Below are 15,216 nucleotides of genomic sequence, written 5' to 3'. Positions count from 1 at the left end.
ATCTGTGTAAGTGAGCTATATCGCGATATGAAAAACAACGCTGGCTATGTTCAGGGGAACAGCCGTATAACTATCTAACCCTTACCTCATGGAAAGACGTTATTTTTTGAAACAGGCTTTTGTTTCAGCCGTAGGTAGTGCATTAATACCCGGTATAGTAACAGGCCGCTCACTATGGGAAGAACAACCGCCATTGCTGATTGACACCAAGATCCAGGGACGTACGTTCTCACATTTCTGGAGTAAGTGTGTCGGCGCAGGCCGCGCAGGTGAAGTCCTGCGTACCGGTTCCCCCTGGCTGGAGCAATTACAGTTTGCTAAAAAGCACTGTGGATTTGAATATTGCCGTCTCCATGGAATCTTTCACGATGATATGTCCGTTTATCAGGGGGGGGTGTATAACTGGCTCCGCGTAGACGATGTGATCAGCAGGATGCTGAAAGCAGGTGTAAAACCATTTGTGGAGCTGAGCTTTTTCCCGAAGGAAATGGCTGGCGGCAGCGCCACCGCCTATTGGTGGAAAGCAAATGTATCGCCCCCTGCAGACTTCTCAAAATGGGCTCAGCTGGTCACTAACTTCGCTAAACACTGCGTAGAGAAGTACGGTATCAGTGAAGTCAGCACCTGGTACTTTGAAGTATGGAATGAACCCAATGTCTCGGCTACCTGGGCAGGTAGAAAAAGCCAGTATTTTGCCATGTATAAGGCGACTGCGCAGGCCATAAAAGGTGTATCATCACAGTTACGTGTAGGTGGCCCGGCAACAGGCAACTTCGTGGGAGATGGACGCTTTGACGGGGAATTGGAAGATAGATCCAGGATCTCTATATCTCCCGTTGATCCGGATGCGCAGCAATGGAAAGGTGTATGGATCACAGACTTCCTGGAATATTGTAAAAAAGAACAACTGCCTGTCGATTTTGTATCCACCCATCCCTACCCGACTGACCTGCCTTTCAACAATGGAAAAGGTACGGTACGTGGTATAGATGCAACACAGAAAGACCTGCAGTGGTTACGGGCTGTTGTGGATAAAAGTGCATATCCGAAAGCAGAAATACATCTGACAGAATGGGGTACCAGTTCCTGTGGCAGAGATGCCATGCATGACGCGTTACCAGCCGCTGCTTATATTGTTAAAGCAAATGTAGATAGTATCGGACTCGCAGATGGCCTGTCTTACGGGGCTTTCAGTGACTGTGGAGAAGAAGGCACCGGCGGACAGCAATTCTCCGGTGGCTGTGGACTGCTGAATTATCAGGGTATTCCCAAACCCTCCTTCCATGCTTATCGTATGCTGAACGCACTGGGCGATGAACTGTTGTATAACAAGGACGGGATCATCGTTACACGACACAAAGCCACACAGAAAATCACCGCCCTTGTGTATAACTATCCGGCGGCATTGAAAACAGTCCCTCCTTTTGGTACAATGACTGTCGTAGAAGACGCACTTAAACTGGGAGAACCGCGCGACTTCAATTTTAAGCTGATCAATATTAATAAGGACGCCCGCTTCAATGTGGAGATCCTTGACCGTGAGAACGGAAATGCGCTGCATGCTATGAAACAGGCGGGTGAGCCTGAAACATTGAATGCCGAGCAGGTTAAACTGTTACAGCAAATGGGAATGGCTGTTAGAGAAGAACAGGTATTGTCGAGTAGCGCAGGGGTGTTACTCATTGGAAAAGTACTGCAGCCATGGGATGTGATGCTGATTGATGAAACACATTAATGCAATCAGGAATTGGGGATCTGGTATCAGGAATTGATATATTCATGTGATGTCTTGTAATCTCTTTTCTGAAAATACCTGATGTATCGATCTGCATAACATACAGCCGTATCCTACATGTAATAGCTGAATTTATATGCAGGTTAATCAATTCTTAATTCCTAATTTCCAATTCCTGATTATTATTGTATTTTAGACAATTATAATCAACTCAACCCTCGTCCTCGTCATGAAAAAACTTCCTTTGCTGTTATGCAGCATATTTCCATTATTTACCCATGCCCAGCAAGCATTAAAACTGTGGTATAAACAACCTGCAGGTAATATCTGGACGGCCGCACTTCCTGTAGGTAACGGACGGATTGCCGCAATGGTATTTGGTAACCCGGAAGAAGAACTGCTGCAATTGAATGAAAGTACGGTATGGACTGGTGGTCCCAACCGTAATGAAAACCCGGAAGGGCTGGCCGCCCTGCCACAGATCCGTCAGCTGATATTCGAAGGTAAACAGAAGGAAGCGCAGGAACTGGCGGCACAGAAGATACAGACAAAAACCTCCAACGGACAAATGTATCAGCCGGTGGGGACATTACATCTGGCATTCGCCGGACATGATAAACATGATAATTATTACCGTGAACTGGATATTGAAAAAGCAGTGGCTACCACCAGCTATTCAGTGAATGGTGTGAAATATACAAGAGAAGTATTTGCGTCTGTGCCTGCTCAGACGATCATCGTACGACTTACCGCCAGTAAACCGGGCGCCCTTGACTTTGCTGCTTACCTGACGACTCCGCAGAAAAATGCAACTGTTAAAGCTACCGGGAAAGACCTTATTGTGAATGGCATCACTGGCAGTCATGAAGGTGTCGAAGGAAAAGTAAAGTTTAACGGTGTGGCCAGGGTGATCGCAACAGGTGGTAAAGTGCTGACTTCCGATACAGCGGTGACAGTACAACATGCGAACAGTGCGCTGGTATTCATTTCTATGGCAACGAACTATGTCAGTTACCAGGACCTGAGTGCGGATGCAGCAAGACGGACGGCTACCTACCTGAATGCCGCGGTGAAACAACCTTACGATGCACTACTGAAAGCACACATTACTTCCTATCAGCGTTATTTTAACCGGGTTAAAATCGACCTGGGTACATCCGATGCTGCGAAAGAACCTACAGATGTCAGACTGCTCAATTTCTCCAAAGCATACGATCCACAGTTTGTATCTCTTTACTTTCAGTTCGGCCGTTATCTGCTGATCTCCTGTTCCCAGCCCGGCGGACAGCCTGCTACGTTACAGGGATTGTGGAACGGGGAAATGAGCCCGCCATGGGATAGCAAGTATACCATCAATATTAATACTGAAATGAACTACTGGCCGGCGGAAAAGGATAATTTGCCGGAAATGCATGAACCGCTGGTACAGATGGTAAAAGAGCTGTCTGTAACAGGACAGGGCACTGCCCGTACCCTCTACGGCGCCAGGGGATGGGTGGCGCATCACAATACAGACCTGTGGCGTATTACTGGTCCCGTAGACCGGATCTTTTATGGTATCTGGAGTATGGGTGGCGCCTGGCTGGCCCAGCATCTCTGGGATCGCTATCTTTATAACGGCGATAGGCGCTATCTGGCAGATGTATACCCTGCTATCAGGGGCGCAGCATTGTTCTTTGTTGATGACCTTGTGGAAGATCCGAAGCGTAAGTATTTAGTGATCAATCCGGGCACTTCTCCTGAGAATGCACCTTCCACCCGTCCGGGTGTCTCTTTTGATGCCGGATGTACCATGGATAACCAGATCGTGTTTGACGCGTTAAGTGCGGCGATCAGTGCTGCGGAGATCTTAGGTAAGGATGCGGCACTGGTTGATACATTCAAAGCCACCCGCGACCGTCTGCCACCAATGCAGGTAGGGCAATATGGTCAGCTGCAGGAATGGATCGATGACCTGGATAACCCGAAAGATAATCACCGGCATATTTCACATCTCTATGGTTTGTACCCTTCCGCACAGATCTCCCCCGACCGTACCCCCGAACTGGCTAAAGCAGCCAACACAACACTGGAGCAGCGCGGGGACGTCTCTACCGGATGGAGCATGGGCTGGAAGGTGAACTGGTGGGCCAGACTCCAGGATGGCGCACATGCCCTGAAACTGATCACGAATCAGTTAAGTCCTGTAGGTCAACATGGCGGTGGTACCTATACCAATCTGTTTGACGCGCATGCCCCTTTCCAGATTGATGGTAACTTCGGATGTACTTCCGGTATAACGGAAATGCTGATGCAAAGTCACGATGGCGTGATCTATGTACTGCCGGCATTACCACCACAATGGAAAACAGGTAGTATAAAAGGACTGAGGGCAAGGGGTGGTTTCGTGATAGAGGAACTGACCTGGCAGGATGGCAGCATCACAACACTGGTGATCCGGTCTACCCTGGGTGGCAACTGCCGCATTCGTAGCAGTGTACCCTTAAAGGGAGCTACGCCGCGGGCAAAGGCCACCGGTGTGAACAGCAATCCTTTTTACCAGGTGGCGCCAATAGCAGCACCGATCATCCACAACAAGGCGTTATCTCCACAGAAAAGGGTCGCCCCCGAGACATACGATGTGCCGACCGAAAAAGGGAAGACCTATCGTTTTTCTGCCATGTAAATGTTTCGATCCTTATATACGAAGGGTGTCCGCCTCGGCGAGACGCCCTTTGTGCTTTTTATGGCATAAAACAGCCCGTTCTGTGGCTCTCCGGTAACATGGCAGCATAATATGTACACCACGCTGCATAAACAGATCATGACAAGGGCCTGTCCCGGGTATACTTCTTGATGCATAAAGTGAAGTTTGCAAAAAACAATCCAACACTATTAACGCACATTTTCAGATCGATTTAAAAACAAAAGAACATGGCAACAAGCACAAAGAATCTGACCTTCCGCTTAGGTGGTCAGCTGGAGATCAACCGTCTTGGTTACGGTGCAATGCAATTGACAGGAACAGGCGTATTCGGAGAAGTAGCAGACCGTGAGAATGCAAAGAAAGTCCTCCAGGCGGCAGTTGCCGCTGGTGTGAACTTCATTGATACCGCGGAAGCGTATGGGCCTAAGTTAAATGAATCACTGATCGCAGACGCACTGCATCCTTACAGGGAAGACCTGGTCATTGCTACCAAAGGAGGTTTTCAACGTCCTGGTCCTAATCAATGGGTTCCCAATGGAGATCCTGCCTTCATCCGTGAAAACATCGAAGGCAGTCTCGAACGACTGAAAGTAGACACGATCGACCTCTGGCAGCTGCACCGCTTCGACCCCAAAATACCGGTAGAAGAAACGCTGGCTCCGGTAGCGGAAGCAGTGCAAGCCGGTAAGATCAGGTATGTAGGACTGTCAGAAGTAAATATAGGGCAGATTGAGCAGGCACAGAAGGTACTGCCTATCGTATCTGTACAGAACCTGTATAACCTCGGTAACCGTCAGTGGGAGTCAGTACTGGACTATACCACCGAAAAGGGTCTCGCCTTTATCCCCTGGTTCCCGCTGGCTTCCGGTCCGGATACACTGGCGGAGAAGATCAGCAAGATCGCAGAAAAATACAATGCCACCACTGCTCAGATCGCACTGGCGTGGTTGCTGAAACGTGCTGATAATATCCTGCTGATACCTGGTACCAAATCGGTACAGCATCTGGAAGAGAACCTGGCGGCCGGAAAGATAGAATTGACAGAGGAGGAGTTCGACCAGCTGTCTAAATAATTAGTATTGGGAATCAGGAATTATTGCTGTTTATGCGTTCTGCTGCAATCATAACTGCTAAGTGCAGCGCGCGAGGCTGGAGTATAAATGTTTGTCAACCGTATTGATGGCTGGACCAACTTCACGCTAACCAATTCCTGGTTCCCAATTACTGATTCTTCGCGGGTATTTGTAAAAAGAAAGGAAAAGTACTTCAATCCCGAGAATAAGGACAACCGTAAATCCCCCGATCTCAGACATATTTGTATGTGTAAATTCAGATGATGTATGATGAAGACACGCGCATACAAAATGATTAGCCCAATATATGATAGCCCGTCCGCCATTCCCGGTAGGAGGGAATATGTTAATCCGTTACCCATCGGGGTGTACAGCCGCACAGACAACAATTGTAAAGACCATCTTTCCGCACATCGTGCAGACTATTATACTATTCTGCTGGTAACCAAAGGTCAGGGTAGACTGACAACTGGCACCCGCAGTTACTATATTGATGAACCTATGATCATATTTGTGCATCCCTCGGAAGTGATATCCTGGAAGGAACTGTCCGTTGCACAGGAAGGTTATGCCTGCTTTTTCAACCGGCGTTTACTGGATGAGCGTCCCCTGCTGAAAACGATCATAGATAAATATCACCTGTTTGATAGCCGTAATAAGAACATCATCCGGATGAAACCTGCCGATGTACCCGTGCTGGGCGGTATTTTCGCCAGTATGCAGCAGGAGCAGTTATCGGGTAACCGGTTGAATGACGATGCGATCCAGACCTATCTGCAGCTTTTGCTGATACAATGTGCACGTATCACTGATTTCAAGGCATCCGGACAGGTATCTGAAGAACATAAGCATGTACAGGAGTTTTTCGGTTTGCTGGAAAGAGAAATTACGAACGTGAATTATACGAATCCTGTTTCTATGAAAACTGCAAAGGAGTTTGCAGCCAATCTGCAGGTACATCCCAACTATCTGAATACGCTGCTCAAAAAACACACAGGACAAAATGTGAGTACACATATACGTACCCGCCTACTGGAGCAAGCAAAGAACCTCTTGTTGCGGACAGACTGGACATTGCAGGACATTGGATACTGTATTGGTTTTGCGGAGCAGCCAAATTTTAGTTTGTTCTTTAAAAAGAATGCAGGCGTGACGCCGGCAGCGTACAGAAAGCAATTAAGAATTAGGAATTAGCAATTAGGTATCAGATGTAATTGTGTAGTTGTAACACGGTCATCTCACCTATAAAAGTAAAGGGCGTATCATTAAATGAACGCCCTTTACTTTTGGAGACAATACGCTATCAGATTATAAATTAATACTACATATGCATCCGTTTTACCCTACCATTCTCACAGATCTTCGCTGCATTTTTAATCTTAATTCGTATTCCCAATTCCTGAATAGTTTATTTATTCGCCGCTGTTTCAATCACCGTCGCTACTTCTTTCGGGTGAGAAATAAACACCACATGGCTTGATTTGATTTCAGTTACCTGTGCGCCGGAACGTTTTACCATGCTCTGTTGCAGTACAGGATTGATGCTTTTGTCAGCAGTGGTGAGTATTGCATAAGACGGTTTGTATCTCCAGGCAGCATGTTTTACCGGAGTAGTAAAGCAGGACAGCGCGATAGCGCCGTGAGAAGCGTACATGAAGTCAGCTTTTTCTTTTGGCAGGTCAGCGCAGAAGCCTGGATGGAATTTAGCTTTATCGTAGTAAATGAAATTTTTATCATCCGGATTCATGATACCATTTTCAGGTAATATTGGTGCCTGCTGTACCAGCTGATAGGTTGATTCCAGGGAATCGGGTTCAAATGCGGCCACATATACCAGGCTGACAACTTTCGGAGATGCGCCAGCTTCAGTGATGATGGTACCGCCGTAAGAGTGACCTACCAGTATAGTCGGGCCATCCTGTTTGTCTATAGCACGGTTCAGTGCAGTTACATCATCTTCCAGCGATGTCATCGGGTACTGTAAAGCAGTTACATTATAACCTTTTGCAGCCAGTATTTTGTATACACCTTCCCATCCGGAAGCATCTGCAAAAGCACCGTGTACGAGGATGATATTTTTAACTTTTGGTGCTTTTTGTGCCTGCATGGCAAGAGGAGCAACGAGGATGGATGCCGAGAATAACAATGATTTGATCCATTTGCCCGGTCTGATGTTGAATTGTTTCATAATAGTTGTTGTTGATGAGTGTTATTGGATAGTGCAAAGATGCCGTCATCAACCGGAGAAGTTTATAGCAATATCAAATCAGACGTATATGAATATCAAATATCTGCTTACTTAAATCAATAAAAAAAGCTGTACACCTGTGGGTGGACAGCTTTAATCTATATATAGCAAATGAAGCAATAGCGATTAGTTGCGGGCTGCTGTGTCAATCACTTCCGCTACTTCTTCCGGATGTGAAATGAATACAACGTGACTGGCTTTCACTTCTGTTACTTTTGCCCCGGAACGTTTAGCCATTTTGTACTGCAGTGCTGGAACGATCCCTTTATCTTCCGTGCTGATGACGGCATAGGAAGGTTTTGTCTTCCATGCCACATTTTTAACTGGTGTTGTAAAGCAGGATACGGAAATAGCACCGTGAGAAGCGTACATGAAATCTGCTTTGTCTTTTGGTACATCAGCGCAGAAGCCTGCATGGAATTTATCTTTCTCATAGTAGATATATCCTTTTTCATCTGGTGCCATGATACCGTTTTCAGGAGCGATCTCTTCACTCTGTACCAGTTGCAGTAATGTTTCATTGACATCTGGTTCGAAGGCTGCTACATATACGATGCTGGATACTTTTGCCGATACACCTGCTTCCGTAACGATCATACCACCATAGGAGTGGCCAACCAGCACAGTCGGACCGTCCTGTTTATCGATAGCACGGTTGAGCGCTTCTACGTCTGCTTCGAGGGAGGTCATCGGGTATTGTAGTACCGTAATGTTATAACCTTTTGGTGCGAGTATTTTATAAACGCCTTCCCAGCCGGAACCATCTGCAAATGCGCCGTGTACAAGTATAATATTTTTCACTTTTGGTGTAGTTGTGCTCATTATGCGTGTTGTTTTTGTGGCACAAAGTTGCAGCAGGAGATGCGGAATATTTATAGCAATATCAAACTTGGGGTATATGAATATCAAATGTCGGGACAATAAAAAAGTGAGGGAGTCCCCTCACTTGAGTTCTTTAGAAACCGAAAACAACAACGTCGCTGTTGAAACGATATCTCTTTAACAGTTTCTTTTTCATCCACTGTTTTTTGTTCTTGGACACCAGTTTCCAGTTATAGATATTCCTGAATTTTGATCTGTCGGGTGTTTCTTCCATGGAACCGAAATAGTACATCCGTTTAGCGCCCTGTTCAGGACAGTTTGACCAGAAGTTGCCATGCCATCCACACCAATTGCATTGCGCATACAGATTAATGTTAGCACGATTGTAAGTGCCGCGATGGGTGGTTGTTTTCAGGATGTGTTTCCAGCTTCTTTCTTCCTTGTTCATTTTGTAACACGATTAGTGCTACAGCGCGTCGAACTTTTTCTTCATGAATCGGTTGATTTGTGCCAAATGTAGGGAGATTATTGTTTTTCCCATTTTTTATGAGTACTTTTTTTCCCTGTTTAGAAAAACGTTATGAATCAATCCACGGCTCCACTAATAAACTCAATAAAAACGCATGTTATCTTATCCTGTTAGAATAGCGTTAATCGCTGCCCTTGGCGGATTCCTGTTCGGTTTTGAGACCGCAGTGATATCCGGTGCTGAAAAGACGATCATGGAATTATGGTCGCTCAGCCCTTTCTGGTTAGGCTTTACAGTGGCTTCCAGTCTGATTGGTACTGTATTAGGTTCTCTTATTGTAGGTGTTCCTGCCCGTATTCATGGGCGTAAGAAGGTCCTTTTGGTCATTGCAGCTTTGTACATCGTTTCTGCTATTGGCTGTGCATCTATTTCGGCATGGCTGCTATTTGTATTGTTCCGTTTCTCGGCAGGTGTAGCCGTAGGGGCATCTTCGGTAGTCGGGCCTATGTACATTTCCGAGATCTCGCCGGCGCATCTGCGTGGACGTTTAGCAGGGTCTTTCCAGCTGAATATTGTGGGTGGTATTTTCATTGCTTATCTGACCAACTTCCTGTTTGTCGATATGGGGGATGATGCCTGGCGCTGGATGCTGGGTATTATGGTGATCCCGGCGGCTTTGTTTGGGATCCTGTTGCGGACGATCCCGGAGAGCCCACGCTGGCTGATCCTTAACAACCGGGAGGAAGAAGCCATTCCCATCCTGCATCGCCTGCAGGAGAAGAACGTCACTGGTGCTATCCAGTCAATTAAAGAGTCAGTAAAAACCCACCAGGAGAACCTGTTTCAGAAGCGGTATGCGAAGCCGATCATTTATGCGGTATTGCTGGCGATGTTCAATCAGCTGTCAGGTATCAATGCCATTCTCTATTATGCGCCCCGCATTTTCGAACTGGCGGGGTTTGATAAAGCCCAGGCATACCTGCAGCCTGTGTATATCGGGGCGGCCAACCTGTTATTCACCCTGCTGGCCATGACGGTGATAGATAAGTTCGGTCGTAAGCGGTTGTTAATCATTGGGTCAGTGGGGATGATCGTATTCCTGGCCCTCACAGCCTATGCCTTCCGTGATCCGGAATCGCTGGGTGGTAACGTACTGATCTATCTGATCGGGTATATCGCATTTTTCGCTTTTTCTCAGGGAGCGGTGATCTGGGTGTTTATTTCCGAGATCTTCCCGAACTCAGTAAGATCACAGGGCGGCGCATTAGGTAGTTTTACCCACTGGATCATGGCTGCTATTATTTCCTGGACCTTCCCGATCATTGTATCGGGCAGTAAGATGGGCGGTTTCTATTCCTTTGTGTTCTATAGCGTTATGATGTTACTGCACCTGTTGTTTGTGTGGAAAATGATGCCGGAGACCAAAGGACGGTCTTTAGAGGAAATTCAGAAAGAGCTTGGTATCGAATAGATTATGAGAATTTATTTTGCACGCAGCTGAGATATCAGGCATAAGTCGACTGCATCGCCGGACTATTTTGTGGATAATTCCCAGGATATAGTTCATATGAACTATTGACCGGTCATCCCAAATACGGATAAGAGCAGCCCGACTTCAATGGAATTTCCTAATTTTAGTGAAAATCAAAATCAAACCAAAAAATTACGCATGAAGCAATTATTAGCAGCCTTACTGCTTTCCCCTGGTGTTTTGTTAGCTCAGAAAGGGGATTTCACATTGAAAGGCAAAATCGGTAACCTGAATGCTCCTGCAAAAGTGCATCTCGTATACCGTACCAGCGAAGGAGAAAAAAGAGACTCTGCCGTTCTGACCAATGGCGCATTTGAACTAAAAGGTGCTATTGAAGAACCAGGTCAGGCGATGCTGCTATTAAAACATCCGAATCCTCCGGCTGATCCCCGCATGAGAGATATGGTGATCTTCTATGTGGAAAAAGGCACTATTACGCTGAATAGCCCTGATTCCCTGAAAAAGGCAACTTTCAGCGGTTCTGCTTTAAATACAGACAATCAGCAGCTGCAGGATGCACTGAAAGCTGTGACTTCCAGTTACCAGGACCTGAATGCCGAATACATGGCAGCTGACGAAGCAAAACGTAACAGTGCTGAGTTTCAGCAATACCTTGATGGTAAACTGGCGCTGATCCGTGGTCAGCAGGGTGATATCTACAAAGCCTTTATTGCCAAGCATCCAAAGTCTGTGGTAAGCCTGGATGTGATCCAGCAATACGCTTATGAGGCATCTGATAAAATCGGTCTGCTGGACTCAATGTTCAACAGCCTGGACGCTTCTCTGAAGAAAACCAAAAGCGCACAGGACCTGGCAGGACTGATCAGCAGCTGGAAAGCTACTGCTGTAGGTGCGGAGGCGCCGCTGTTCACACAGAACGATACCCTGGGTAAACCAGTGAACCTGAAAGACTTCCGTGGTAAATATGTACTGGTGGATTTCTGGGCTTCCTGGTGTCGTCCATGCCGTATGGAGAACCCATATGTGGTAGCAGCCTTTAATAAACACAAAGACAAAGCTTTCACTATCCTCAGCGTATCGCTTGATCAGCCTACTGGTCACGATGCATGGATCAATGCTATTCACAAGGATGGCCTGACCTGGACGCATGTATCTGACCTGAAATTCTGGGATAACGATGTAGCGAAACTGTATGGCGTGAAGTCTGTTCCGCAGAACTTCCTGCTGGATCCTCAGGGTAAGATCGTAGCGAAGAACCTGAGAGGAGAAGAACTGGACAAACGTCTGGATGAATTATTAAAATAGCCAGTCTGTAGTAGGATGATGGCATCATTACTACGGGTACGATAATAGTAGTCCATAGCAGACCGACCGGCCGCTATGGACTACTTGTTTTAAGGCGTCTCTGCCTGTATAAATAACCTGAAAAAAGTCACATATGAACGTTTTTATTGAAGACAGGGATATTGCATGGGAAAACCCTGATCCGGGTATACGCAGGAAAGTAATGGTATACAATGAGCAACTGATGCTGGTAAAAGTGGCGTTTCAACAGGGAGCGATAGGTACGTTACACGAGCATTATCATTCACAGATCTCTCATGTGGAAAGTGGTGTGTTTGAAGTGACCATAGATGGGGAAAAGAAGGTGTTAAAAGCAGGAGATGCATTTTACGCACCGCCGCACGTGGTACATGGTGTATTGTGCCTGGAAGCAGGCGTTTTGATAGATGTATTCAATCCACATAGAGAGGATTTTATAAAATAGTATGGCGGGAAGGTAGTGTTTGCCGGTAGCAGTAGGATACTGGCTCTTAAAACAGCATACTGTTTATTATGGGCCGGTAAATTTGCAGCAGCGTGATGTGTACAGGAGAAATTCAGTATTTTTAATCTGTTCATTTTCTCCACATTAAAAGCGAACTATATGTTGTCACAAAGAATGCAGGAAGCCCTGAACCGTCAGGTACTAATGGAGGCACAGTCTTCACAGGCGTACCTGGCAATGGGCAGTTGGGCAGATATCCAGCCCGGGCTGAAAGGTGTTACTAAATTTTTTTTCAAGCATAGTGATGAAGAGCGTATGCACATGCTGAAGCTGATCCATTATATCAATGAGAGAGGCGGATTTGCAATTGTACCTGCACTTGCTCAGCCGGTGCTCACATTTGTATCACTGAAAAAAGCCTTTGAAGAGCTATTTGCCCACGAGGTAAAGGTTAGTGAGGGGATCAACGAGCTGGTTGATATAGCCCTGCAGGAGAAAGACTACGCGACCCATAATTTTCTGCAATGGTATGTAAATGAGCAGATTGAGGAAGAACGCCTGGCCAGGGAGTGTAATGATAAGCTGGAGCTGATCGGTGACGACAAGAGCGGTTTGTACCTGTTTGACCGCGATATTATGTTTATGGATCAGGAATAGTTTGATAATCAACTTATTAAGAGCCCGTTCTGCTTTTGGCCGGACGGGTTTTTTTATGCCCCGTTTACCACGCATTTTCCTAATGTATGGCAGTTAATATATATTATAAATAATTAATTCAGAAAGTTTTATTATTTTTATTTGCCATATACTTTTACTACATTGCCGTCTGAAATATAAGGAAAAGTTAGAATGCAAAAGGAGGTTAATATAAATGATCTATGGGAGCGCATCACACGTGATAGCGACTCTAAATCATTTGAGGTTTTTTTCCATGAACTAAACCCCAGGCTCGTGAAGTTTTGCACTATGTATGTTCATTATCAGCAGGTTGCAGAGGAGATTGTATCCGATGTTTTTGTGAAATGCTGGATGGACAGGGCTAAAATGCAGGATGTTCTGAAGCCTGAAACTTATCTTTTTATCGCCGTAAAGAACCACGCTTTAAATTATAATAAGCGATTCTCCAGTATTCAACTGGTGAATCTGGATGATCATGAAGGAGGTACGCAGATGGTAAACAGCGCGTCACCGGAGACTGAACTGGAAAAGAAAGAGCTGATCTTTAAAATGGACCAGGCTATTTCTTCGCTACCCCGCCAGTGTAGCATCATATTCCGGCTCATCAAGGAAAATGGCATGAAGTACAAGGAAGTGGCCGAAATCCTGAATATATCTCCCCGCACAGTACATACGCAGATGTTACGTGCTATGAAGAAGATGACCGTGGCCATGGAGCCTTACCTGAAAAAGGCAAATAAAGGAGAGCCGAACAGTATCACTGATGGTATTGTGACGGCTTTACTGCTGATATGGATATTTATGGGTAATTAACCCTTAAATTATATGTTAAAAAAAATTTTAAACCTTGTACGCATAACAGGTATTAAATGTTGTCTTATATGCAAAGGGTTATTCCAACGGACAATGAGTGAACGTTTTTTTGAAATTGTTATAAAGGACCTGGCTGGTGATTCAACACCTGAAGAAGGCCAGGAACTGAAACATATCATGAGTGAGGATGCTGTCGCACAACGACAGTATGAACTGTTCCGCATGTACTGGGCCCAGAATCATCATGATCATATCGATAACAGGAAGCTGTTTTCTAATGTGCAGATGCGTATAAGTGAGTTAGAGAAAGAAACAGGTACTCCGGCCGTTCACGATATAGAGCCACTGATGACGCCTGTACGCGGAAAGGGCCGCCTGGTATGGATGTCTGGAGTAGCTGCTGCTGTAGCGCTCCTGATCAGTGCCGGCGTATATTATTACCACTCACAACATGAGACTCTGGTTGCCAAATTCACCTCTAAAGGTGAAAAATCCACATTTATGCTGGAAGATGGTACCAGGGTAACACTGAATGCGGACAGTAAGCTGGAATATGCAGCTAACTTTCCGGAGAAAAGCAGGGAAGTATACCTGACAGGGGAAGCTTTCTTTGATGTACACGGAGATGCACAGAAGCCTTTTATTATTCATACTAACAAAATGGATATTAAGGTACTGGGAACAGCTTTCAACGTGAAATCCTATCCTAACGACGCGGCTACCGAGGCGACCCTGTTAAAAGGTGCCATCGAGGTGACAGTTGCTGATAATCCGGATGAGAAGATCATACTGAAACCATCTCAGAAAGTAGTGGTAAGCGATTATGATTCAACCAGAAAGAAATCGGTATCCCTGAAAGATGTAGTACCATCCCTTACAACGATGACCTACTTCCAGCAGAAAGATACCATGATCATGGAAACATCCTGGTTACAGAATAAACTGACGTTCAAGGATGAGGATTTTGTGACACTGGCAAAGAGAATGGAACGCTGGTATAATGTGAGTATCCGCTTTAACGCCGCCAGCAGAAAACAACTGAAATTCACAGGTATTCTGGAAGGAGAGACTGTAGCAGAAGCATTACATGCACTTAGTCTGACTGAACCTGATTTCAGCTATAGAATAGAAGATTCGACGATCGTAATATATTAATGCAGAAAGACTGGTCTAAGATTTCAAACGATTAAAATTATTCCTTTCAAACATTGAAAGGTGAGATGAGAACCCTATGCAGCCGATACCTATGTTTAACACTATGACTATGCCTATGTATTCGCTCGTTCATTTCACCAGAAACAAAGTATTAACGCCTAAAATTTTGTCTATGGGAAAAGAGATCGATTACTAAATATTGCGGGCACTGTTTTTAAGCGGTACCCGCGTGATGTAGAAAAACTAATATCCTTAATCAAGGTTTCGAACAATCCTG

The 15,216-nt window shown here is 45.6% G+C and carries 13 protein-coding genes; 10 read left to right on the top strand and 3 right to left on the bottom strand.

Annotated features, from left to right (window positions below; all coding sequences use genetic code 11):
- Nucleotides 1-88 precede the first annotated feature (88 nt).
- The 4 genes from GWR21_RS15375 to GWR21_RS15360 all read left to right on the top strand — a co-directional run bounded on the left by GWR21_RS15375 (nt 89) and on the right by GWR21_RS15360 (nt 6,688).
- Nucleotides 89-1,735 (top strand): GH39 family glycosyl hydrolase, encoded by a 1,647-nt coding sequence (locus GWR21_RS15375; RefSeq protein WP_162332603.1) that lies wholly within the window; start codon nt 89-91, stop codon nt 1,733-1,735.
- 229 nt (nt 1,736-1,964) lie between these two features.
- The gene (locus tag GWR21_RS15370; protein WP_162332602.1) at nt 1,965-4,400 is read left to right on the top strand and encodes a glycoside hydrolase family 95 protein; all 2,436 of its coding nucleotides are present in this window, start codon (nt 1,965-1,967) and stop codon (nt 4,398-4,400) included.
- Nucleotides 4,401-4,648: 248 nt separating this feature from the next.
- Complete coding sequence (locus GWR21_RS15365; RefSeq protein ID WP_162332601.1) at nt 4,649-5,494, top strand: aldo/keto reductase; 846 nt, start codon at nt 4,649-4,651, stop codon at nt 5,492-5,494.
- A 267-nt stretch (nt 5,495-5,761) separates the two neighbouring features.
- Nucleotides 5,762-6,688, top strand: a complete 927-nt coding sequence (locus GWR21_RS15360; protein WP_162332600.1) for an AraC family transcriptional regulator — start codon at nt 5,762-5,764, stop codon at nt 6,686-6,688.
- Nucleotides 6,689-6,902: 214 nt separating this feature from the next.
- Here GWR21_RS15360 and GWR21_RS15355 read toward each other — a convergent pair whose 3' ends face one another.
- The 3 genes from GWR21_RS15355 to GWR21_RS15345 form a co-directional block, all read right to left on the bottom strand.
- A complete protein-coding gene (locus GWR21_RS15355) occupies nt 6,903-7,682 on the bottom strand; it encodes an alpha/beta hydrolase (protein ID WP_162332599.1) in 780 nt (259 codons plus the stop codon).
- A 186-nt stretch (nt 7,683-7,868) separates the two neighbouring features.
- Entirely contained in the window at nt 7,869-8,564 is a 696-nt protein-coding gene (locus tag GWR21_RS15350; protein WP_162332598.1) for an alpha/beta hydrolase, read from the bottom strand.
- A 133-nt stretch (nt 8,565-8,697) separates the two neighbouring features.
- Nucleotides 8,698-9,012 carry a hypothetical protein gene (locus tag GWR21_RS15345; RefSeq protein ID WP_162332597.1) on the bottom strand — a complete coding sequence of 105 codons (315 nt, stop codon included), beginning with the start codon at nt 9,010-9,012 and terminating at the stop codon, nt 8,698-8,700.
- Nucleotides 9,013-9,187: 175 nt separating this feature from the next.
- On the opposite strand from GWR21_RS15345, the gene GWR21_RS15340 reads away from it, so the two are divergent.
- The 6 genes from GWR21_RS15340 (at nt 9,188) to GWR21_RS15315 (ending at nt 14,939) form a co-directional block, all read left to right on the top strand.
- Nucleotides 9,188-10,504, top strand: coding sequence for a sugar porter family MFS transporter (locus tag GWR21_RS15340; RefSeq protein ID WP_162332596.1), 1,317 nt, complete (start codon nt 9,188-9,190; stop codon nt 10,502-10,504).
- A 198-nt stretch (nt 10,505-10,702) separates the two neighbouring features.
- Complete coding sequence (locus tag GWR21_RS15335; protein ID WP_162332595.1) at nt 10,703-11,830, top strand: TlpA disulfide reductase family protein; 1,128 nt, start codon at nt 10,703-10,705, stop codon at nt 11,828-11,830.
- Between the two features lie 133 nt (nt 11,831-11,963).
- Entirely contained in the window at nt 11,964-12,293 is a 330-nt protein-coding gene (locus tag GWR21_RS15330; protein WP_162332594.1) for a cupin domain-containing protein, read from the top strand.
- A 159-nt stretch (nt 12,294-12,452) separates the two neighbouring features.
- Nucleotides 12,453-12,950 (top strand): ferritin, encoded by a 498-nt coding sequence (locus tag GWR21_RS15325; protein ID WP_162332593.1) that lies wholly within the window; start codon nt 12,453-12,455, stop codon nt 12,948-12,950.
- A gap of 192 nt (nt 12,951-13,142) precedes the next feature.
- Entirely contained in the window at nt 13,143-13,784 is a 642-nt protein-coding gene (locus tag GWR21_RS15320) for an RNA polymerase sigma-70 factor (protein WP_162332592.1), read from the top strand.
- A 93-nt stretch (nt 13,785-13,877) separates the two neighbouring features.
- Nucleotides 13,878-14,939, top strand: a complete 1,062-nt coding sequence (locus tag GWR21_RS15315) for a FecR family protein (protein WP_162332591.1) — start codon at nt 13,878-13,880, stop codon at nt 14,937-14,939.
- Nucleotides 14,940-15,216 lie beyond the last annotated feature (277 nt).

It is taken from the genome of Chitinophaga agri (assembly GCF_010093065.1).
In the GTDB taxonomy this organism is placed as follows: Bacteria; Bacteroidota; Bacteroidia; order Chitinophagales; family Chitinophagaceae; genus Chitinophaga; species Chitinophaga agri.
Note: the sequence above shows the minus strand (reverse complement) of the source record. Positions and strands in the feature narration are given on the sequence as shown.

Excerpts from the sequence above, each read along its gene's own strand:
- GWR21_RS15350 (WP_162332598.1), bottom strand. The coding sequence starts at position 8,564 with ATGAGCACAACTACACCAAAAGTGAAAAATATTATACTTGTACACGGC.
- GWR21_RS15375 (WP_162332603.1), top strand. The coding sequence starts at position 89 with ATGGAAAGACGTTATTTTTTGAAACAGGCTTTTGTTTCAGCCGTAGGT.
- GWR21_RS15325 (WP_162332593.1), top strand. The coding sequence starts at position 12,453 with ATGTTGTCACAAAGAATGCAGGAAGCCCTGAACCGTCAGGTACTAATG.
- GWR21_RS15355 (WP_162332599.1), bottom strand. The coding sequence starts at position 7,682 with ATGAAACAATTCAACATCAGACCGGGCAAATGGATCAAATCATTGTTA.
- GWR21_RS15345 (WP_162332597.1), bottom strand. The coding sequence starts at position 9,012 with ATGAACAAGGAAGAAAGAAGCTGGAAACACATCCTGAAAACAACCACC.
- GWR21_RS15315 (WP_162332591.1), top strand. The coding sequence starts at position 13,878 with ATGAGTGAACGTTTTTTTGAAATTGTTATAAAGGACCTGGCTGGTGAT.
- GWR21_RS15340 (WP_162332596.1), top strand. The coding sequence starts at position 9,188 with ATGTTATCTTATCCTGTTAGAATAGCGTTAATCGCTGCCCTTGGCGGA.
- GWR21_RS15320 (WP_162332592.1), top strand. The coding sequence starts at position 13,143 with ATGCAAAAGGAGGTTAATATAAATGATCTATGGGAGCGCATCACACGT.
- GWR21_RS15370 (WP_162332602.1), top strand. The coding sequence starts at position 1,965 with ATGAAAAAACTTCCTTTGCTGTTATGCAGCATATTTCCATTATTTACC.
- GWR21_RS15335 (WP_162332595.1), top strand. The coding sequence starts at position 10,703 with ATGAAGCAATTATTAGCAGCCTTACTGCTTTCCCCTGGTGTTTTGTTA.
- GWR21_RS15365 (WP_162332601.1), top strand. The coding sequence starts at position 4,649 with ATGGCAACAAGCACAAAGAATCTGACCTTCCGCTTAGGTGGTCAGCTG.
- GWR21_RS15330 (WP_162332594.1), top strand. The coding sequence starts at position 11,964 with ATGAACGTTTTTATTGAAGACAGGGATATTGCATGGGAAAACCCTGAT.
- GWR21_RS15360 (WP_162332600.1), top strand. The coding sequence starts at position 5,762 with ATGATGAAGACACGCGCATACAAAATGATTAGCCCAATATATGATAGC.